This is a genomic window from Alloalcanivorax xenomutans (assembly GCF_900217905.1).
Taxonomy (GTDB): Bacteria; Pseudomonadota; Gammaproteobacteria; order Pseudomonadales; family Alcanivoracaceae; genus Alloalcanivorax; species Alloalcanivorax xenomutans.
In genome coordinates this window covers 74,213-92,665 of sequence record NZ_OBMO01000017.1, presented here as the reverse complement: position 1 = coordinate 92,665, position 18,453 = coordinate 74,213, and the positions used below count along the sequence as shown (strand labels likewise).

Here is an 18,453-nt window from a genome sequence, read left to right as displayed (position 1 = left end):
GGGAGCAGGGCGCCGGCCCGGGCCGCCCGTCATGCTCACGGGACCACCGGCTTCACTGTTCGCGCCCCGCTATCCGTAAATATGAGTAATGGGCGGACACAACGATCGTAAAGCTGTTGCCAGACAAGGCACTATAGCAACAAAACCGCAATAAGATCAATCTGATGGCGCTGTCGGGCTGGCGCGGCAATTGACCTGCGCGGGGGCTGAGGTCAGAATCCCCCGCATGTCCGAGACCCCCTCCGCCGACCGCGTATCCTTCGTCACTATTGATGAAGGGCGTGACGGTCAACGCCTGGATAATTTCCTCATCACGCACCTCAAGGGCGTGCCCCGTTCCCGTATCTACCGGATCATCCGGTCCGGCGAGGTGCGGGTGAACAAAAAGCGCGCCAAACAGACCACCCGTCTGGCGAATGGCGACATCGTGCGCATTCCGCCGATCCGCACCGCCGAGTCCGAGGCGCCGCCCAAAGTCAGCGACGCTCTGGCGGAGCGGCTTTCCCGCACCCTTATTTACGAAGACGAGCACCTGTTCATCTTCAACAAGCCGGCGGGCCTGGCGGTGCATGGCGGCAGCGGCGTCAGTCTCGGTTTGATCGAGGCGTTGCGAGTGCTTTATCCGGAGGAACGGGAACTGGAGTTGGTGCACCGGCTCGACCGGGATACCAGCGGCTGCATCATGGTGGCGCGCCGACGCAGTTTTTTGCGCCGATTGCAGCGATTGATGCAGCAGGGCGGCGTGGAAAAGCGCTACTGGCTGTTGTGCCAGGGCTTCAAGGGCAAGGAACGCCGTATCGAGGCGCCGTTGCTCAAATTGATGCAGGGAAACGAGCGGGTGGTGCGCGTGTCCCGGGAGGGCAAGCCCTCGGTCACTGACTTCCGGCTGCTCGAACGGCTCGGCGGTGTCAGTCTGGTGGAGGCCACTCTGGGCACCGGACGCACCCACCAGATCCGCGTGCACAGTCAGTTCGGCGGATTCGCGCTGCTGGGCGATGACAAGTACGGCAACGATCAGGGGGATCGCCTGCTTGGGGAACTCGGCGTGCGTCGTTTGTGTCTGCATGCCCATAGCCTGACCTTCCGGCATCCGCTCAGCGAGCGCCGGGTACGGGTGGAGGCTCCCCTGGACGAGGATTTCGAGTCGATTCTGGCGGCACTGCGGCGCCGGTCCCGATCCTGAAGTGGATTAATGCTACCCGAGGCGCTGGCAACATGAGCTACGATCTGGTGATTTTCGATTGGGACGGCACGGTGATGGACTCCACCGCCCGCATTGTCACCTGCATGCACGATGCCGCCCGCGATCTTGACCTGCCGGCGCTGGAGGATGAGGTGGTGCGCGGCATCATCGGCCTCGGCTTGCCGGAGGCGATCCTTACTTTGTACCCCTTTCTGGACGAAGTCATGGTGACCACCATGCGCGAACGGTATGCTCATCATTTCGTATTGGCGGAGCGCTCCCCCAGTGTGCCTTATCCGGGTGCCCGCGATACCTTGCTGGCGCTGCGTGAGCAAGGTATGCAACTGGCCGTCGCCACCGGCAAGTCGCGCAAGGGGTTGGACCGGGTCTGGACCAACACCGGCCTGGGCGCCTTGTTTCACGCCTCCCGCTGCGCCGACGAAAGCCGCTCCAAACCGCATCCAGCCATGGTGCTGGAGCTGCTGGAGGAATTGAGAGTGGCGCCGGAACGGGCGCTGATGGTGGGAGACACTACCTTTGATCTGGATATGGCCGAGGCCGCCGGGGTTGACCGGGTGGCGGTCAGCTATGGCGCTCACACGCCGGAGCGCCTGCGCCAGCGGAGTCCGCGGGCGATGATCGATGCTTTGCCACAGTTGCTGCCCCTGATTGGGGTAGGGGTAACCACGCGAGGAGCAGATGTAGATGGATTCGAATCAACCGCCGTCCCAGCCGCAAGGCAGTGATAAAGAGTGGAAGCTGATCGAGAAGCTGCTGGGACAGGCCCAGGCGGAGCAGCGTAAAAGTCGCCGCTGGGGCATTTTCTTCAAGACGCTGACCTTTATTTACCTGTTCGTCGTGCTGTTCATGTTGATCCCCGGCCGCGACGGCGCTTTGGCCGTTTCCGAGCCCCACGTGGCGGTGGTGGACGTGGACGGCGTCATCAGCGCCGACAGCGAGGCCTCGGCGGACCTGATCAGTGCCGGTCTGCGGGAAGCGTTCGAGGCGGACAACGCCAAGGCGGTGTTGCTGCGCATCAACAGTCCCGGCGGGTCACCGGTGCAATCCAATCAGGTTTACAACGAGATCCGGCGGTTGCGCGAGAAGCATCCGGAGAAGAAAGTCTATGCGGCGATCACCGACACCGGTGCCTCCGGGGCCTACTATATTGCTTCGGCCGCCGATGATATCTACGCCGATCCGGCCAGCATCGTCGGCTCCATCGGCGTGATCATGGCCGGATTCGGCCTGCAGGAAGCGGCGGAGAAGCTGGGCGTGGAGCGCCGTGTCTACACCGCCGGCAAGAACAAGGATCTGATGGATCCGTTCGCGCCGGTCAATCCGGCCCATCGCCGGCACGTGCAGGAAATGCTGGATGAAATTCACCAGCAGTTTATTGCCGCGGTGAAACAGGGGCGCGGTGACCGCCTCCAGGTGGATGGCCACCCGGAACTGTTTTCCGGTCTGTTCTGGACCGGTGAGCGGGCTTTGGATTTGGGGCTGATCGACGGTCTCAAGAGCCCAGGCCAGGTGGCCCGCGATGTCATCGGGCTTGATAAGCTGGTGAACTACACTTACAGCCCGTCCCCGGTGGAGCAGCTGCTGCAGCGCTTTGGTGTTTCCATCGGCAAGGGGCTGGGGAGTAGCCTGGGGCTGGAGCAGTACGTGCCGGATTTACGTTAGTACAGGTATCGCGGTCCTTCTTAATTAAAGAAAGTCATATAAAGAAAGGACCGCGATTGCCTTCAGGGCAGGCTGACGCCTTCCGCCGCCAGGAAGTCGGTCAGTAGAATCAGCGGCAGCCCCACCAGGGCGTTGGGGTCCCGGCCTTCCAGCGCCTTGAACAGGACGATGCCCAGGCCTTCGGACTTGAAGCTGCCGGCGCAATTGAACGGTTTCTCATTGTCCACGTAGCGGCGGATGCGGTCCTGGCTCAAAGTGCGGAAATGCACGGTGAAGTTTTCGCAGCCGCTCTGGTGACGGCCGGTGGCGCTGTTGTACAGGCACAGACCGGTATGAAACACCACGCTGCGGCCGCTGGCGTTACTCAACTGATTGATGGCGTTGTCCCGGTCACCGGGTTTGCCGAGAATGGCGTCATCCAGCACGCACACCTGGTCGGAACCGATGATCAGCGCGCCGGGATGGTCGGCGGCCAGGGCCTGGGCTTTCAGCCGGGCCAGGCGCAGTACCAGCTCGGTGGCGCTTTCGCCGGGCAGGGCGGATTCGTCGATATCCGGGCTGGCGGCGGTGAAAGGCAGCCCCAGTTTGCCTAGCAGCTCACGGCGAAACGGAGAGGAAGAGGCCAGAATCAGAGTCGGCTGAGTGTCGTTCACCATGGTCTCCTCGGTTTTCAAAGCAGCGAGTGTAAAAGAGGTGGGCATGGCAGTGCACGAAAAATCCAAATTTCTCAGATGGTTAGGCACCGGCCGCCGGCGTGATTTTCGCTTTGACAGCGCCGCGGCGCGGGCCTAGAATTGCGCGCTTATGTTTTCAGGGCAACTGCCACCGTACCTGGAACCGCGCAAGTTCGCGGACCAGGAGCGCGTCATCGAGGGCGAAGCCCGGGTTGGGGATCTGCCCCGGCTGCGGGAATATCGCGAGAGCCTGGACCAGCCGGTCCGGGTGTCGCTGGCTTTTGGCCGCGACGAGGACGGGCACCGGTGCGTTCGGGGCCAGGTGGAAACCACGCTGGTTTTGATTTGCCAGCGCTGCCTTGAACCCGTGCACCAGCGGATCCTCGCCAATGTGGACCTGACCATGGTCTGGAGCGAGGAGCAGGCAAAGGCATTGCCCGCGCACCTGGATCCTCTGCTGGTCACCGAGGAGCGTCTGCCGTTGGCGGATGTGCTCGAGGAAGAGCTGCTATTGGCAATGCCACTGGTGGCGCTGCACGATCAATGCCCGAATCCGCTGCCGGATACCCGCGACGATGGGGAAGACGGCGAGGGCCGGGACAAAGACAATCCGGATAACCCCTTTGCCGTGCTGGCCCAGCTCAAGGGTCGCCGCAAGTAACACGCCGAGGAGCTCGACAATGGCTGTTCAACAGAATCGCAAAACCCGTTCCAAGCGCGGTATGCGTCGTTCCCACGATGCGCTGTCCGCCGCCACGCTGACCGAAGACAGCAACACCGGTGAAGTGCATCGCCGTCACCACATCTCTCCGGACGGCATGTACCGCGGCCGCCAGGTTCTGCGTACCTCGGATCTGGACGAAGAAGAATAAGCCGAACGGCGCCCGTCACCCGGTTATATCCGGCGTCTGACGGGCGCCGTTTTTCGTTCTGGGGCACTGGCCCGTGTCCGGCCTTTACCTGGGCCGGATTAGGAGTATTCTGGGTGCCGCCATGCCTTTAAGGAATTGAGTGGTCATGTCAGACGTGACTCTGGCGGTGGACGCCATGGGGGGGGATCACGGGGTACCTGTCACCGTTCCCGCCGTCGGCCGTGTGCTTTCCCGTCATTCCAGTCTCCATATCATTCTGGTCGGTAATCCCGATGTTCTGGCGCCGGCGCTGGCCAAGGCCGGTCTCGAGGGCCACGCCCGTGTTTCCATTGAGCCCGCCTCCGAAGTGGTGGCCATGGATGATCCGGTGGCGGTGGCGCTGCGCCAGAAAAAAGATTCCTCCATGCGGGTGGCGATCAATCTGGTCAAGGAAGGCCGTGCCCAGGCCGCGGTCAGCGCCGGCAATACCGGTGCCCTGATGGCGGTCAGCCGCTTTGTGCTGAAAACCCTTCCTGGTATCGATCGTCCCGCCATTTGCACCGCCATTCCCTCCGCCAAGGGCCATTGCCACATGCTGGACCTGGGCGCCAATGTGGACTCCCAGCCCGAGCACCTGTTGCAGTTCGCGCAGATGGGGCAGGCCGTGGTCCGCGCCGTCGACGGGCTTAGCCAGCCGCGGGTGGCGTTGCTCAACATCGGCGAAGAGGACATCAAGGGCAACGAGCAGATCAAGGAGGCCGCTGCTCTGATGCAGGCCGCCGAGGACCTCAATTACGTGGGGTTCGTCGAAGGCAATGGCATCTTCCTCGGTGACGTGGACGTGGTGGTCTGCGATGGCTTCGTCGGTAACGTGTCATTGAAAACCATGGAAGGCGTGGCCACCATGATCGGCGGGATGATCCGTGAGGAGATAGGCCGTTCCTGGTGGCGCAAGCTCAGTGGCCTGTTTTCCCTGCCGGTGTTGAACGGCCTCAAACGCCGTATGGATCCAGAGCGCTACAATGGCGCCAGTCTGGTGGGACTTAACGGCGTGGTGGTGAAAAGCCATGGCGGCACCGGCGAAGCCGGCTTTACCAGTGCCCTGGAAGTGGCGCTGCTGGAAGCCCGCCGCAACGTGCCGGCACTGATCCGTGACGCCGTGGCACCGTTGGTCCGGGCCTCCGAGCAGCCCGCCTCTTGACGGATGCCGCGCCGGGGCCATTCATACTTTGTTGCAGCCCGGAACGGACAAGCCGGACGGGTAAAGGCATACTGCCGCCAAATCCAATAACCCGACGTCCGGGGCGGGCTCCCGCGGAGTTCCACCGGCCGTCCTTCGCGAATCAGGGAAACGCATGTCAAAAACCGCTTTCGTTTTTCCCGGTCAGGGCTCGCAGAGCCTGGGTATGCTGGCCGATTTCGCCGATCACACCGCCGTGCGCCAGGCTTTCCAGGAAGCTTCCGGCGCCCTCGACATGGATCTCTGGGAATTGGCCCAGAATGGCCCCGAGGCCGACCTCAATCGCACCGAGAATACTCAGCCGCTGCTGCTGACCGCCGGCGTCGCCCTGTGGAAGGAGTGGGAGCAGAGCGGTGGCCCGCGCCCGGCGCTGCTGGCCGGACACAGCCTGGGTGAATACACCGCGCTGACCTGCGCCGGGGTAATCAGTCTGGGTGATGCGGTGCGGTTGGTGCGCACCCGCGGCGAATTGATGCAACAGGCGGTGGCGGAAGGCGAGGGCGCCATGGCGGCGATCCTCGGTCTGGACGACGATCAGGTGCGCCAGGCCTGTGCCGAGGCCGCCGAAGGTGAAGTGGTGGAGGCGGTCAACCTCAACGCCCCCGGTCAGGTGGTGATCGCCGGCCAGGGTAGCGCGGTGGAACGCGCCATTGCTGCCTGCAAGGCCGCCGGTGCCAAGCGCGCCATGCCGCTGCCGGTGAGCGTGCCCTCTCACTGTGCGCTGATGAAGCCGGCCGCTGAAGCGCTGGCGGAACGCCTCGCCCAGGTCCGTTTCCACGCCCCGGAGCTGCCGGTGATCAATAACGCGGACGTGGCCAGGGAAACCGACCCGGAAGCGATTCGCAGTGCTCTGATCCGGCAGCTGTACTCCCCGGTACGCTGGGTGGAAACGGTGCAGGCTCTGGCCGCCGATGGCGTGACCACCCTGTACGAATGTGGCCCCGGCAAGGTGCTGTGCGGCCTGGCCAAACGTATCGACCGGGGGCTGGATGCCAAGCCCCTGGAATCCCTGGACGCCTTTCAGGCGGCTTTGAACGGTTGAGGACGCCTCATGAGCGACGAACGTAAAGTGGCCCTGGTCACCGGTGCCAGTCGCGGCATCGGCAAAGCCATCGCCGAGAATCTGGTGAACGCCGGTTTCTTCGTGGTTGGTACCGCCACCAGCGAGAATGGTGCCAAGGCCATTGCCGACACTCTCGGAGAGAATGGTGACGGCGCGGTGCTGAATGTGTCCGATGACGCTTCGGTGGAGACGGCGATCAAGGCCATCGTGGAAAAGCACGGCGCGCCGCTGGTGCTGGTGAACAACGCCGGCATCACCCGTGACAACATCATGTTGCGGATGAAGAGCGACGAATGGATGGATGTGATCAACACCAACCTGAATTCGCTGTACCGGGTCACCAAGGCCTGCATCAAGGGCATGACCAAGGCCCGCTGGGGCCGGGTGATCAATATCAGTTCCGTGGTGGGGACCATGGGCAACGCCGGCCAGGCCAACTATGCCGCGGCCAAAGGCGGTGTGGAGGGCTTTACCCGTGCCCTTGCCCGCGAGCTGGGCTCGCGTAACATCACGGTGAATTCGGTGGCGCCGGGCTTTATCCAGACCGACATGACCGATGTTCTGCCCGAGGCCCAGCGCGATGCGCTGCTGCGGGAGATCCCCCTGGGCCGCCTCGGCAGTCCCGATGAAGTGGCCAGCGCGGTGGCGTGGCTGGCCGGTGACGGTGGTGGCTATGTGACGGGTACCACGGTCCATGTTAACGGTGGCATGTTCACCGGGTAGGGACAAATCCTCCGGAAACCGCTAAGCTGCCGGTTCCGGTTGGAATGCGCCGGCCCCTTGGGGCTGGTTTATGCAATGGATTCGCCCGGGCCGCTGCTTCAGGGTGGCCCCCGTCGAGATGGTATTACCGTCTCCACGGTGGGTGGGGTTCAACATATTTGGAAACGTATCCGTGAAAACGGGCACCGGCGGCGGCTTGCAAGCGCAAATCGCGTTCACCTAGAATAGCCGCTCATAGGTGCTTGCACACCATTAATAGGAGAGTAATAGGATCATGAGCAGCATCGAAGAACGGGTCCAGAAGATCATTGTCGAGCAATTGGGCGTTAAGCCGGAAGACGTGAAATCCGAATCTTCCTTCGTGGAAGACCTGGGCGCCGATTCCCTGGACACCGTTGAACTGGTAATGGCCCTCGAGGAAGAATTCGAGACCGAAATCCCCGACGAAGAAGCTGAAAAGATCAGCACCGTACAAGCAGCCGTGGACTACATCAAAGCCCACAGCTGATTTCGGTCGTAACGCTGCGCTAAGGAAAACCGCAGGCTCTGTACGGGCTTGCGGTTTTTTTGTGATCACCGTCCATGGTGATCACCCTGCGGGCCGTCGCCGGGGCGACGTCAAAAATCGTTCCGGACGATTTGTTTGTGATCACCGTCCATGGTGATCACCCTGCGGGCCGTCGCCGGGGCGACGTCAAAAATCGCTCCCGGCGATTTGTCTGTGACCGCCATCCGTGGTGGTTGTGCTGCGTTTGTTCGCGTTGGAGATAGGAAGTCGCGCTGTATTCGCGAGCAGGCTTGCTTTCCGCAGAGAGCGCTACGGAGCTGCTGTGGGAGCTGCCCTGGCAGCGAATCGGTACGCTATAATCCGAGGGCGCCGGCGCTGACAGGTCCGGCCCCGGAATCGTCATTTTGGGAGGAATACAGGTGACACGACGTCGAGTAGTGGTAACCGGCCTGGGTATGCTCACGCCCCTGGGCGCCGATGTGAACAGTACTTGGGAGGGCATCAAGGCGGGCCGTAGCGGCATTCGCCCGATTGAGCACTTCGACACCTCGGATTTCTCCACCAAATTCGCCGGCCTGGTACCGGATTTTGAGCTGGGTGATTACCTGTCCGCCAAGGAGGGCCGGAAAATGGACCTGTTCGTCCAGTACGGCATGGTGGCGGCGATCCAGGCCATTGGCGACGCCGGTCTGGATATGGACAAGGAAGACGGCGAGCGCATTGGCGCCGCCATCGGTTCCGGCATCGGCGGGCTCACCAATATCGAAGAGAACCACCGCAAGTTGCTGGATTCCGGCCCGCGCAAGCTGTCTCCATTCTTCGTGCCCAGCACCATCATCAATATGATCGCCGGTAACCTGGCCATCATGTACGGCTTCAAGGGGCCAAACTTCGCCACCGTATCCGCTTGCACCACCGGTACTCATAACATCGGCTTCGCCGCCCAGCAGATCCAGTTGGGTGTGGCCGACGTGATGATCGCCGGCGGCGCGGAAAAAGGCTCCACTCCGCTGGGCATGGGCGGTTTTGCCGCGGCGCGGGCACTGTCTTCCCGTAACGACGAGCCCCAGGCGGCCAGCCGGCCCTGGGACCGTGAGCGTGACGGCTTCGTGCTCGGCGACGGCGCCGGCGCCGTGGTGGTGGAAGAATACGAACGGGCCAAGGCCCGCGGCGCCACTATTTACGCCGAACTGGTCGGCTACGGTATGAGCGATGACGCCTACCACATGACCGCGCCGTCAGAAAACGGCGCCGGTGCCGCGTTGTCCATGCGTAACGCTCTGCGTGATGCCGGGATGGACGCCGGCGAAGTGGATTACATCAATGCCCACGCCACCTCCACCAAGCTGGGTGATCTGGCCGAGTTGAACGCGGTGAAGCAGGTGTTTGGCGAGCACGCCGACAAGCTGGCGGTGAGCTCCACCAAGTCCATGATCGGCCACCTTCTGGGGGCCGCTGGTGCCGTGGAAGCGATCATGTGTCTGCTGGCCATGCGTGACAACGTGGCGCCGCCGACCATCAACCTGAACGATCCGGATGATGGTTGTGATCTGAACCTGGTGCCCAATCAGGCCCAGGACCGGCGGATCGACGTGGCCTTGTCCAACTCCTTCGGCTTCGGCGGCACTAACGGCACCCTGTTGTTCCGCCGCGTCTGAGCGGAGCACTATGCTGTCCCGCAGTGACCGCGGCCTGGCCTATGGGGATGGTCTGTTTGAAACCCTGAGGGTCGGCGCGGACGGCCGGGTGCCATTGTGGCCCCGGCACCGGGCGAGAATGCTGGCCGGCGCCCGCCGGCTGGCGATTCCGCTGGCGGCGGGGGAATTGGAACGGGCTCTGGCGGCGCAACTGCGCGATCACGGCGCGGAGGCCGGTGTGGTCAAACTGGTGTTGACCCGTGGCAGCGGTGGCCGTGGTTATTTGCCACCGGCGCGGCCTGAACCCACCTTGTTTGGTCAATGGTTCCCGCTGACAGCGGAACCGCGCGACCATCTCCTTCACGGGGTCGAAATCGGTCTCTGCGATACCGTGCTGCCGGACGATCCCTTTGCCGGACTCAAGCATCTCAACCGCTTGCCACAAGTGGCGGCGCGCGCCGAGGCCGGCCGCCATGGCTGGCGCGAGGGGCTGTTGCTGGACCGCCACCGATGCCCGGTGGAAGCCACTTCGATGAATCTGTTCGCCGTGTTCGGCGACTTGCTCTGGACGCCCTCCCTGGAGCGCGCCGGAGTCGCCGGCGTGGCACGCGACTGGCTGCTCGACATCGCCCGTGATCAGGGCTGGCGGGTGGAGGTAAGGGCGAGGCCCCTGTCACATCTGCGCCGGGCCGATGGCATTTTTCTTACCAACAGTATTGTCGGCCTGTTGCCGGTGCGTAAACTGGCGCAGTGGGCGTGGCCGATGAACCCGCATATTCTATGTTGGCAACAGCTCTGGCGGGCGCAGTTCAACGACTGAGCGCGCGCATAACCCCGATCCCGCTCCGTGGCCAGGGATCGTCAATACAGGCATTGAAATTCAATCCATGCGTCGAAAAATACGAGTTTTTGCTCTGCTGCTGGTGTTCGTCATCGTGGCGATTCCGTTGGCGGGCTTTTGGGTAAGTGGGTATTTGCATCGACCCTTGCCGGTGACCGAGGCCCGCCTGGTGCAGGTGCCGGCCGGCACCGGCTTCAGTCATCTGATGAACCGACTGCAAGGGGAAGGCTTGCTGGGTGGTGAGCCCGAGTCCACGCTGCGCCGGGTAGCGGGACGTTTGTATAGCCGGTTCACCGGCGTCGAAGGGCGCATGCATGTGGGGGAATATCAATTGTTCCCGGGGGACTCTCTGTTGACGCTGCTGGAGCGTATCGACCGGGGGGAGGTGCTGCAGCGCAGTGTCACCCTGGTGGAGGGCTGGACCTTTCGCCAGTTTCGCGCCCGTCTGTCCGAACTGGAAGGGCTCACCGTCACGCTGGACGGCGTTGACGACGAGGAAGTGATGGCGCGGCTGGGAATGCCGGACACCCACCCCGAAGGCTGGTTCGCCCCGGACACCTATTTCTACACCGCCGGCACCAGCGATATGGAGTTGCTGCGCCGGGCCCTGGAGCGTCAGCGCAAGATACTGGACGAAGCCTGGCTCGGCCGCGATGATAAGCTGCCCTATGACGACCCTTACCAGGCATTGATCATGGCCTCCATTGTGGAACGGGAAACCGGTGTAGCCAAGGAACGCGGCCAGATCGCCGGAGTTTTCGTCAACCGCTTGCGTCTGGGAATGCGGTTGCAAACCGACCCCACGGTGATCTATGGCATGGGCGAGCGCTACGCCGGCCGCATTGGCCGGGCCGATCTGCGTGAGCCCACCCCTTACAACACCTATGTGATCAGCGGATTGCCGCCGACGCCCATCGCCATGCCCGGCCGCGATGCCATCTTCGCCGCCGTGCATCCGCAACAGACCAAGGCGTTGTATTTTGTCGCCCGTGGCGACGGCAGCCACACCTTCTCCAATACGCTGGCGGAGCACCGGCGCGCGGTACGCCAATACCAGCTCAACCGGCGTGATGATTACCGCTCAAGCCCGGGAGCGGCACCATGAGCGGCCGCTTCATCACACTTGAAGGCGGTGAGGGCGCCGGCAAAAGCGTCAACCTGGAATGGGTGGCCGAACGCCTGCGTCAGCGCGGCAAGACGGTGCGTGTTACCCGGGAGCCTGGGGGTACCGAACTGGCGGAGCGCATCCGTCAGGTGCTGCTGGCGCCCAGCGAGGAGCCGATGGCCGATACCACCGAATTGCTGTTGGTGTTCGCCGCCCGTGCCCAGCACCTGGACGCTCTGATCCGGCCCGCCCTGGCCCGCGGCGAATGGGTGCTGTGCGACCGTTTCATGGACGCCACCTGGGCCTACCAGGGCGCCGGGCGCGGCCTGGACCGTGACGCCATCGCCATTCTCGAGCAGCTGGTGCTGGCCGGGGTGACGCCGGATCACACCTTGCTGTTCGACGTGCCGGTGGAAGTGGGGCTGGCCCGCGCCGGCAAACGGGGCGAGTTGGACCGCATCGAGCAGGAGAGCCGGGATTTTTTCCAGCGGGTGCGTGACTGCTATCTGCAACGGGCCCGCAATGAACCCGGCAGATTCGTGCGGCTGGACGCCACCCGGCCGCTGGAGCAGGTGCGCGAGTGCCTGGGCGCCTGGGTGGATGCGATTACGGAGGGGGCATGAACAAAGCGCCGGTACAGGTACCCTGCCCCTGGCATCAGGAGGAGATGGCGCGGCTGCTGGATCAGCACCAGCGTCAGCGTTTGCCCCATGCCCTGTTACTGGCCGGCCCCGAAGGCATCGGCAAATACCGGCTGGCGCAGTCGCTGATGCAGACGCTGTTGTGCCGGCAGCCCAGCGCCGGCGTGGCCTGTGGCCAGTGCGAGGCCTGCCACCTGAGCACCGCCGGCACCCATCCGGATATGCACGTGCTGACACCGGAAGGGGGCAGCCGGGCGATCAAGATCGATCAGGTGCGGCGTCTGGTGGAGTTCTGCTCCCGTACCGCCCAGTTCGGCGGCGGGCGGCTGGCGCTGTTATCCCCGGCGGAAGCGCTTAATCGCAGTGCGCAGAACGCGCTGCTCAAGACTCTGGAAGAGCCGGGGCCGGGCATGACCCTGATTCTGGTCAGCCACCAGCCCAGCCTGCTGCTGCCCACCGTGCGCAGCCGTTGCCAGCAACGATTGTTGCCGGTGCCCGCCGCCGATCAGGCGCTCTCCTGGTTGACGCCGCAGGTTGGGGAGGCGGCGCCGGCGTTGCTGGACGCGGCCCAGGGCGCGCCTTTGAAAGCGCTGGTGCTGCAGGACGCGGACTGGTTCAGTGATCGCCGCCGGCTTGCCGAACAGGTATTGAGAGTGGCCCAGGGGCGTCTGTCTCCAGCCCAGGGCGCACAGGCGCTGGCGGCGTTCGAGCCGGACACCATGGCGCGGATATTGTATGGTTGGCTGGCCAGGGCGACGCGGTTGGCGGCGCTTGGGGGCGCGGCCACACCCGCCGGCGAAGGCGATGCGCAACTGGAGCCGCTGCTGCGGCAGCTCGCCGATACCGTTCCGGTGGCGCGGTTGATGCGCGCCACCCAACGGATCCAGGAAGGCCGCCGGCAAATCCTGGCCGGGGCCAACCCGAACAAGGAATTGCTCATGGAGCAATGGATGCTGGTGCTGGTGGGCGTGGACGCCGCCTTGCAGTAAGCGCCCACGGAATTGGCATGCACAACAATCACACGCAGTACCGCGACAGGGGGGTGGCATGAAGATGCCGGGGGGCCGTAGTGGCATTCTTTCGCTGAGTATCAAGGACAAGGCAGCGCTGTACGCTGCTTACATGCCGTTTATCGGCAATGGCGGCCTGTTCGTGCCGACCGAGAAAGCCTATCAGTTGGGGGAGGAGATCTTTCTCCTGCTCAGCATCATGGATGAGCCGGAGAAAATACCGGTGGCCGGCCGGGTGGTCTGGATCACGCCGAGAGGCGCCCAGGGCAATCGCAGTGCCGGCATCGGCGTGCAGTTCTCCGATCAGGACGACACCGCCCGGCGCACCATAGAAAATCACCTCGCCGGATCGCTGCAATCGGACCGGCCCACGCATACGATGTAGCGCCTGCCGTCCGGCACCCGGGATCCCGTTTCATGTAGAATGCCCGCAGTTCAATACGGAGTGTTTCATGTCTACGGAGACCCTTGATCTGGTGGACTCCCATTGCCACCTGGACCGCCTCAATCTGGACGCCTACCAAGGTGATTTTCAGGCCCTGATGGACGCCACCCGCGCCGACGGCGTGGGCACCATGCTGTGCATCGGTGTCGATCTGGAAACCTTTCCACGGGTGCGGGAGATGGCCGAAACCCAGCCGGACGTGTTCGCCACCGTCGGTGTGCATCCACTTTACAAGGACGTGCATGAACCGGACGCGGCGGAGCTGATCGGCCTGGCGGACCATCCCAGAGTGGTGGGCATCGGTGAAACCGGCCTGGATTACTTCTACGCCAAGGAGCAGCGGGAGTGGCAGCAGAAGCGTTTCGTTGAGCATATCCGTGCCGCTCGCGACACCGGTCTGCCGCTGGTGGTGCACACCCGCGGCGCCAAGGACGATACCCTGGCGCTGCTGCGCGAACACGGGGAAGGACGGGTGCGGGGTGTCCTGCACTGCTTCACCGAGGACCGTGACATGGCGGAGCAGGCCATCGAACTGGGTTTTTACATCTCCATTTCCGGTATCGTCACCTTCCGCAACGCGGAAGCGCTGCGTGAAACCGTTGCCGCGTTGCCGGTGGAACGTTTGCTGATCGAGACGGATGCCCCCTGGCTGGCGCCGGTGCCTTACCGGGGCAAACCCAACGAACCCCGTTTCGTCGCCAAGGTGGCGGAGTGCGTGGCGCAACTGAAAGGGCTGCCGGTGGCGGAGCTGGCGCGCATTACCCGCCATAACTTCTTCCAGCTGTTCAATAAGGCGGTACCGTGACGATGGCGACGTTTTGGTGGTGGCTGGCGGCCGCCGCCGTGGCCGCGGCGGTGATCGCCGCGCTGCTGGTCTGGCTGCCTATGCGCCGCCGCCGTGCCCTGTTGGAGCAGGAAGCGGAGCGGTTGGCGCTGCGGATCCAGGTGCTGGAACAGGAACGTGACGAGCAACGTCGGCACCTGGAACAGCAAGGTCAGCAATGGCGCCAGGCGGAGGAAAAACTGTCCGTCGCCCGCGCCGAACAGGCCCGTCTGGAGGAACGTCTGGCCGGCCAACAGGACAAGCTGCGCTTCGCCGAGGAGAGCCGGGAGCAGCTACGCAAGGAATTCGAATTGCTGGCCGGGCGCATCTTCGAGCAGCGCAGCCGTCAGTTCGAGGAGAAAAACCGCGAAGGCATCCATACCCTGCTGCAGCCGTTCCGTGAGCAGTTGACCGAATTCCGCCGCCGGGTTGACCAGATCCACGGTGATGATGCCCGGGCCCAGGCGGCGCTGACCGAGCAGCTCCAGCATCTCAAGAGTCTCAACCAGCAAATGCATCAGGACGCCCGGAATCTGACTGACGCCCTGCGTGGCCAGGTGAAGACCCAGGGCAACTGGGGCGAGATGATTCTGGAGCGGGTGCTGGAAAGTTCCGGCCTCACCAAAGGACGAGAATACGACACCCAAGTGGCGTTGCGCGGCGAGGACGGAGGCCGGCGGCTGCCGGACGCCATCGTCCATTTGCCCGAGGGCAAGGACGTGGTGATCGACGCCAAGGTCTCCCTGGTGGCCTATGAGCGCTTCACCAGCGCCGAGGATGAGGAGGAACGTCGCCAGGCCCGCGAGCAGCACCTGCAATCCCTGCGCGCCCATATCAAGGGGCTGGACACCAAGGATTACAGCCGTCTGGACGGGATTCGCAGTCTCGACTTCGTGCTGCTGTTCATTCCCGTGGAAGGGGCCTTCATGACCGCCATGGAAGCGGAACCGGGGCTCTATACCGAGGCCTACGAGCGCAACATCGTATTGGTCAGTCCCACGACCTTACTGGTGACCCTGCGCACCATCCAGAACATCTGGCGGTATGAGTATCAGAACCGCAATGCCCTGGATATCGCCGATCGCGCCGGCCGGATCTGTGATCAGGTGTCTCTGATCAGCGAATCCCTGGAGGATGTGGGAGACAAGCTCGGCAAGGCGCAACAGGCCTGGGAAACGTCCTACAAGCGGCTCACGGAAGGGCGTGGCAATCTGCTGGGGCAGGCGCATAAATTGCGGGATCTGGGGGCCAAGGCCCGGCGTAATCTGCCGCCTCCGGTGGAGGATGAGGAAGGCGAGGATGGCGACGATCAATAAGCTGTTTTTTATAGTGCTATAAATTGTAGATAAAAAACTTAAATAGGCGCCAATCGTGTGGTTAACCCGCACGAAATGGCGCCTTTTTATTATTTTTGCACATATCATTTTGTGATACGTGTCACAGTAATATATCCGTACTCATACTCTAGGTAGAATTTCTCATTGCTCTGAGATTAATGTCCTGTCTCTTTGCGAAATTGCCTTGGTGGGTGTGGTGTGAATTTGCGTATCTTTGTTGCTTTCTCCTGTGTACTGCTTTGTCTGGCGCCCCTGGGAGGCCGGGCACAGAGCATGTCGCCACAGATTATCGGAGGAGAACCGGTTGCCGCGGCGCCGTCCTGGATGGCGGAGCTGGAGGTGAGCCGTTCCGGTGACCCGGAACAGGGCTCGTTTTTGTGCGGCTCGGTCCTGGTGGCGCCCCGCTGGGTGCTGACGGCGGCACACTGCGTGCGTGGTCAGAGCGGCAGTCAATTGAAGCCGGAGCAACTGTTCGTTGCTCTGGGCAGTGCCGATCGTGGCGGGGAGCCGGCGGAGCGCTGGCCGGTGCGGGCTGTACATGTGCACCCGCGATTCGTCTACGGCGTCTTCCACAATGACCTGGCGTTACTGGAAATGCAGGGGGCATCCGCCCTGGCCGCGCTCGACCTGGCCAAGAACCGGGAAATGCAGGCGTTGATCGACGGCGCCGCCGAGCGGGCTCTGACTGCCTACGGGTGGGGCACCACCGAGAGCGGAAGCGCCCCCCGGATGCTTCATCAGGTGGCGTTGGATTACATCACTCCGGAGCGCTGCGCGCGTCACTGGTCCAACCTTACTGATCGCCAGCTGTGCGCCGGTGAGTTGCAAAGGCAGGGGGATTCGGGACGCGATACCTGCCGGGGAGACAGCGGCGGACCTCTGACCTATCACTATGACGGCCGCCCCTGGCTGGCCGGCATCACCAGCTATGGCCCACCCCAGTGCGCCACACCGGATGCGCCGGGTGTCTACACCCGGGTCAGTGATTACCTGGCGTGGCTGGAGAGCACCTCCGGCGATGCTCTGGTGGACCTGCACAGCCGCCCGCTGGGAGGGCGCCGCTACGGCCTTCCGGGGGAAACTCTGACCTTGTCTTTGAGGCTGGAGAATCAGAGCCGGGTCAATGCGGCGCACCAAGTGGGCGCGCGCATCGATCATGACCAAGGGGTGCGGGTCAGTGCCGATGAGCTGGCCTGCAGTGACCATGACGGTTACAGCCTGTGCCGGGGGGATGCATCGCTGGAGCGCGGCGCCAGCAGCGGCGATTATCGCTTGCGGGTACAGTCCAGCACTGGTGCGACGGTGCAGTCCCGATTGTGGATCCGGCCGGACAGCGCCGCCCACGATTATTACCGGTTGGAACGGGATGCGGTGACGGCGATCTTCAGTGATCAGCCGGATCTGCTGATGGCCGGAACCCAGCGTCTCAACGGCGACACCGTCACCCTGGAAGCCCGGTTGACCAATCGTGCCACCCATTTTCCCGCCCGGGACGCCTGGTTGTCGTTCCGCATTCCGCAAGGCTGGTCCTGGAGGAGCCTGCCCGAGGGATGCAGTGGTGGCGCCGTGGTCCGGTGTCAATTGGGGGACCTGGCGGAAGGGGCTCAGGCCAGTCGGTTACTGGTGATCGAAGGAGAGGGCGAGGGCCGGGTCTATTTGGATGGTGGCTCTTCCAGCGGCGATTTCCCGGCCGGCGATACCCAATTGTCGTTCCTGCCATCCCAGGCGCGGGCGGAGACGCCTCGTGCCGGAGCTGGCGGCAGCGGCGGTGGTGGCGCCGTGGGATTGGGGTGGTGGGGGTTGCTACTGGTTGGAGCCTGTTTACGGTCTATTCGGTCGTAAACGGGCCCCTATGGGGTATCCACCAGGCTCAAGTGAGAGGCGCGCTGTTCCGAGGCCATGGCGCCGGCGTTCCCCTTCCACGGAATCGCCTGAAATCCGGCGGGGACCTGATCCAGCAGATAAGGAGCCTTGATCACATCGAAATAGGGCGAGTGATCGAAATCGGCGGCGTGGAACAGGCGCGGCTGCAGGCGCAGCAACCGCGAGCCGTCGTCTTCCGGCCGTTTCACCAGCGGATAAACCGGGAATTGAATGAAAGCGAAGGCTTCGCCCACCAGACTGCCGCTGAGGGTGCGCAGCAGCTCGGTGGCCAGACGGTTGGCGAGGCGCCGGCGCCAGCCGCTTGGCAGCGTGCGCCAGGGAAACAGCCAGAGCAGCATCAACGTGCTCCAGGAGGTGGTGCTGCCAGTGCCGACCCGGCTGATGGCGTAACGCAGTGCGTCCTGACGCTCGTCGGTGGACAGATTCTGTGCACGGCAGACGCGCAGGTGCAGGCCGCTGAGCGTGCTCAATTCCCGCACCCGTAATCCTCGCTCCAGGCTGGCATCCAGCACCAGTTGGGTGTCCGGTTCGCAAGGCACATAATCGGCCAGCAGGGCGCGCAGGGACGGATCGGCGACGTCGTGCAAACGGCCGATATAAAGCAAGGCTCGGGAGAACCGGCTGCCGGTGAGCCGCCGCAGTCGCCGGTCCAGAGCGCTTTCGCTGTCCACCAGCAACACGTCGCAGGGCTGCAGCAGGACACGCTGATGGTCCAGGCTGCTTTGCGGCCAATCCTTGCCGCCGTCCTGACGTTGCAGGCGCTCGCACAGCCATTGATAGAGTCGTTGCGTTCGCATGGGGGGCT

20 protein-coding genes are annotated in these 18,453 nt (G+C 63.4%); 18 read left to right on the top strand and 2 right to left on the bottom strand.

Going from position 1 to position 18,453, the window contains the following annotated elements:
* Nucleotides 1-226 precede the first annotated feature (226 nt).
* The 3 genes from CRO06_RS14335 to sppA are packed head-to-tail and all read left to right on the top strand — an operon-like array spanning nucleotide 227 to nucleotide 2,866.
* Nucleotides 227-1,183 carry an RluA family pseudouridine synthase gene (locus CRO06_RS14335; RefSeq protein WP_097058734.1) on the top strand — a complete coding sequence of 319 codons (957 nt, stop codon included), beginning with the start codon at nucleotides 227-229 and terminating at the stop codon, nucleotides 1,181-1,183.
* A gap of 32 nt (nucleotides 1,184-1,215) precedes the next feature.
* Nucleotides 1,216-1,929: an HAD-IA family hydrolase gene (locus CRO06_RS14330; RefSeq protein WP_097058733.1), complete on the top strand. Its 714-nt coding sequence runs from the start codon at nucleotides 1,216-1,218 to the stop codon at nucleotides 1,927-1,929.
* Nucleotides 1,889-2,866: a signal peptide peptidase SppA gene (sppA, locus tag CRO06_RS14325; RefSeq protein WP_097058732.1), complete on the top strand. Its 978-nt coding sequence runs from the start codon at nucleotides 1,889-1,891 to the stop codon at nucleotides 2,864-2,866. Before CRO06_RS14330 ends, sppA begins: the two co-directional genes overlap by 41 nt.
* Before the next feature lie 62 nt (nucleotides 2,867-2,928).
* Here the strand turns inward: sppA and CRO06_RS14320 are convergent, their stop codons facing one another.
* A complete protein-coding gene (locus CRO06_RS14320; protein WP_097058731.1) occupies nucleotides 2,929-3,522 on the bottom strand; it encodes a Maf family protein in 594 nt (197 codons plus the stop codon).
* A 148-nt stretch (nucleotides 3,523-3,670) separates the two neighbouring features.
* Here CRO06_RS14320 and CRO06_RS14315 point away from each other — a divergent pair, with 148 nt between their 5' ends.
* The 15 genes from CRO06_RS14315 (at nucleotide 3,671) to CRO06_RS14245 (ending at nucleotide 17,606) form a co-directional block, all read left to right on the top strand.
* A complete protein-coding gene (locus CRO06_RS14315) occupies nucleotides 3,671-4,201 on the top strand; it encodes a YceD family protein (RefSeq protein ID WP_022994609.1) in 531 nt (176 codons plus the stop codon).
* A 19-nt stretch (nucleotides 4,202-4,220) separates the two neighbouring features.
* On the top strand, nucleotides 4,221-4,412 hold the full coding sequence (gene rpmF / locus CRO06_RS14310; protein WP_097058730.1) for a 50S ribosomal protein L32: 192 nt from the start codon (nucleotides 4,221-4,223) through the stop codon (nucleotides 4,410-4,412).
* A 145-nt stretch (nucleotides 4,413-4,557) separates the two neighbouring features.
* Nucleotides 4,558-5,592 (top strand): phosphate acyltransferase PlsX, encoded by a 1,035-nt coding sequence (gene plsX / locus CRO06_RS14305; protein WP_022994610.1) that lies wholly within the window; start codon nucleotides 4,558-4,560, stop codon nucleotides 5,590-5,592.
* Between the two features lie 154 nt (nucleotides 5,593-5,746).
* Nucleotides 5,747-6,673: an ACP S-malonyltransferase gene (fabD, locus tag CRO06_RS14300; protein ID WP_022994611.1), complete on the top strand. Its 927-nt coding sequence runs from the start codon at nucleotides 5,747-5,749 to the stop codon at nucleotides 6,671-6,673.
* Between the two features lie 9 nt (nucleotides 6,674-6,682).
* Entirely contained in the window at nucleotides 6,683-7,417 is a 735-nt protein-coding gene (gene fabG / locus CRO06_RS14295) for a 3-oxoacyl-ACP reductase FabG (RefSeq protein WP_022994612.1), read from the top strand.
* Nucleotides 7,418-7,691: 274 nt separating this feature from the next.
* On the top strand, nucleotides 7,692-7,925 hold the full coding sequence (gene acpP, locus CRO06_RS14290; RefSeq protein ID WP_014995065.1) for an acyl carrier protein: 234 nt from the start codon (nucleotides 7,692-7,694) through the stop codon (nucleotides 7,923-7,925).
* Between the two features lie 419 nt (nucleotides 7,926-8,344).
* Nucleotides 8,345-9,583: a beta-ketoacyl-ACP synthase II gene (gene fabF / locus CRO06_RS14285; protein WP_097058729.1), complete on the top strand. Its 1,239-nt coding sequence runs from the start codon at nucleotides 8,345-8,347 to the stop codon at nucleotides 9,581-9,583.
* Between the two features lie 10 nt (nucleotides 9,584-9,593).
* Nucleotides 9,594-10,382 (top strand): aminodeoxychorismate lyase, encoded by a 789-nt coding sequence (gene pabC, locus CRO06_RS14280; RefSeq protein ID WP_097058728.1) that lies wholly within the window; start codon nucleotides 9,594-9,596, stop codon nucleotides 10,380-10,382.
* 67 nt (nucleotides 10,383-10,449) lie between these two features.
* Nucleotides 10,450-11,508: an endolytic transglycosylase MltG gene (gene mltG, locus CRO06_RS14275; RefSeq protein WP_097058727.1), complete on the top strand. Its 1,059-nt coding sequence runs from the start codon at nucleotides 10,450-10,452 to the stop codon at nucleotides 11,506-11,508.
* On the top strand, nucleotides 11,505-12,131 hold the full coding sequence (tmk, locus tag CRO06_RS14270) for a dTMP kinase (RefSeq protein WP_097058726.1): 627 nt from the start codon (nucleotides 11,505-11,507) through the stop codon (nucleotides 12,129-12,131). Before mltG ends, tmk begins: the two co-directional genes overlap by 4 nt.
* Nucleotides 12,128-13,138 (top strand): DNA polymerase III subunit delta', encoded by a 1,011-nt coding sequence (locus CRO06_RS14265; RefSeq protein ID WP_097058725.1) that lies wholly within the window; start codon nucleotides 12,128-12,130, stop codon nucleotides 13,136-13,138. Before tmk ends, CRO06_RS14265 begins: the two co-directional genes overlap by 4 nt.
* 58 nt (nucleotides 13,139-13,196) lie before the next feature.
* On the top strand, nucleotides 13,197-13,544 hold the full coding sequence (locus CRO06_RS14260; protein ID WP_014995059.1) for a PilZ domain-containing protein: 348 nt from the start codon (nucleotides 13,197-13,199) through the stop codon (nucleotides 13,542-13,544).
* A gap of 67 nt (nucleotides 13,545-13,611) precedes the next feature.
* Nucleotides 13,612-14,409 (top strand): TatD family hydrolase, encoded by a 798-nt coding sequence (locus CRO06_RS14255; RefSeq protein WP_022994618.1) that lies wholly within the window; start codon nucleotides 13,612-13,614, stop codon nucleotides 14,407-14,409.
* 2 nt (nucleotides 14,410-14,411) lie between these two features.
* On the top strand, nucleotides 14,412-15,743 hold the full coding sequence (locus CRO06_RS14250) for a DNA recombination protein RmuC (RefSeq protein WP_097058724.1): 1,332 nt from the start codon (nucleotides 14,412-14,414) through the stop codon (nucleotides 15,741-15,743).
* 219 nt (nucleotides 15,744-15,962) lie between these two features.
* Complete coding sequence (locus CRO06_RS14245) at nucleotides 15,963-17,606, top strand: S1 family peptidase (protein WP_143247744.1); 1,644 nt, start codon at nucleotides 15,963-15,965, stop codon at nucleotides 17,604-17,606.
* Nucleotides 17,607-17,614: 8 nt separating this feature from the next.
* Here CRO06_RS14245 and CRO06_RS14240 read toward each other — a convergent pair whose 3' ends face one another.
* The gene (locus CRO06_RS14240) at nucleotides 17,615-18,445 is read right to left on the bottom strand and encodes a hypothetical protein (RefSeq protein WP_097058722.1); all 831 of its coding nucleotides are present in this window, start codon (nucleotides 18,443-18,445) and stop codon (nucleotides 17,615-17,617) included.
* Between the last annotated feature and the right edge of the window lie 8 nt (nucleotides 18,446-18,453).

What these genes read in the sequence shown, in the direction of transcription:
- rpmF (WP_097058730.1), top strand. Translation starts at nt 4,221, where the DNA reads ATGGCTGTTCAACAGAATCGCAAAACCCGTTCCAAGCGCGGTATGCGT.
- CRO06_RS14335 (WP_097058734.1), top strand. Translation starts at nt 227, where the DNA reads ATGTCCGAGACCCCCTCCGCCGACCGCGTATCCTTCGTCACTATTGAT.
- CRO06_RS14265 (WP_097058725.1), top strand. Translation starts at nt 12,128, where the DNA reads ATGAACAAAGCGCCGGTACAGGTACCCTGCCCCTGGCATCAGGAGGAG.
- CRO06_RS14320 (WP_097058731.1), bottom strand. Translation starts at nt 3,522, where the DNA reads ATGGTGAACGACACTCAGCCGACTCTGATTCTGGCCTCTTCCTCTCCG.
- mltG (WP_097058727.1), top strand. Translation starts at nt 10,450, where the DNA reads ATGCGTCGAAAAATACGAGTTTTTGCTCTGCTGCTGGTGTTCGTCATC.
- pabC (WP_097058728.1), top strand. Translation starts at nt 9,594, where the DNA reads ATGCTGTCCCGCAGTGACCGCGGCCTGGCCTATGGGGATGGTCTGTTT.
- CRO06_RS14250 (WP_097058724.1), top strand. Translation starts at nt 14,412, where the DNA reads ATGGCGACGTTTTGGTGGTGGCTGGCGGCCGCCGCCGTGGCCGCGGCG.
- CRO06_RS14260 (WP_014995059.1), top strand. Translation starts at nt 13,197, where the DNA reads ATGAAGATGCCGGGGGGCCGTAGTGGCATTCTTTCGCTGAGTATCAAG.
- tmk (WP_097058726.1), top strand. Translation starts at nt 11,505, where the DNA reads ATGAGCGGCCGCTTCATCACACTTGAAGGCGGTGAGGGCGCCGGCAAA.
- CRO06_RS14330 (WP_097058733.1), top strand. Translation starts at nt 1,216, where the DNA reads ATGAGCTACGATCTGGTGATTTTCGATTGGGACGGCACGGTGATGGAC.
- fabG (WP_022994612.1), top strand. Translation starts at nt 6,683, where the DNA reads ATGAGCGACGAACGTAAAGTGGCCCTGGTCACCGGTGCCAGTCGCGGC.
- CRO06_RS14255 (WP_022994618.1), top strand. Translation starts at nt 13,612, where the DNA reads ATGTCTACGGAGACCCTTGATCTGGTGGACTCCCATTGCCACCTGGAC.
- plsX (WP_022994610.1), top strand. Translation starts at nt 4,558, where the DNA reads ATGTCAGACGTGACTCTGGCGGTGGACGCCATGGGGGGGGATCACGGG.
- acpP (WP_014995065.1), top strand. Translation starts at nt 7,692, where the DNA reads ATGAGCAGCATCGAAGAACGGGTCCAGAAGATCATTGTCGAGCAATTG.
- CRO06_RS14240 (WP_097058722.1), bottom strand. Translation starts at nt 18,445, where the DNA reads ATGCGAACGCAACGACTCTATCAATGGCTGTGCGAGCGCCTGCAACGT.
- CRO06_RS14315 (WP_022994609.1), top strand. Translation starts at nt 3,671, where the DNA reads ATGTTTTCAGGGCAACTGCCACCGTACCTGGAACCGCGCAAGTTCGCG.
- fabD (WP_022994611.1), top strand. Translation starts at nt 5,747, where the DNA reads ATGTCAAAAACCGCTTTCGTTTTTCCCGGTCAGGGCTCGCAGAGCCTG.
- sppA (WP_097058732.1), top strand. Translation starts at nt 1,889, where the DNA reads ATGGATTCGAATCAACCGCCGTCCCAGCCGCAAGGCAGTGATAAAGAG.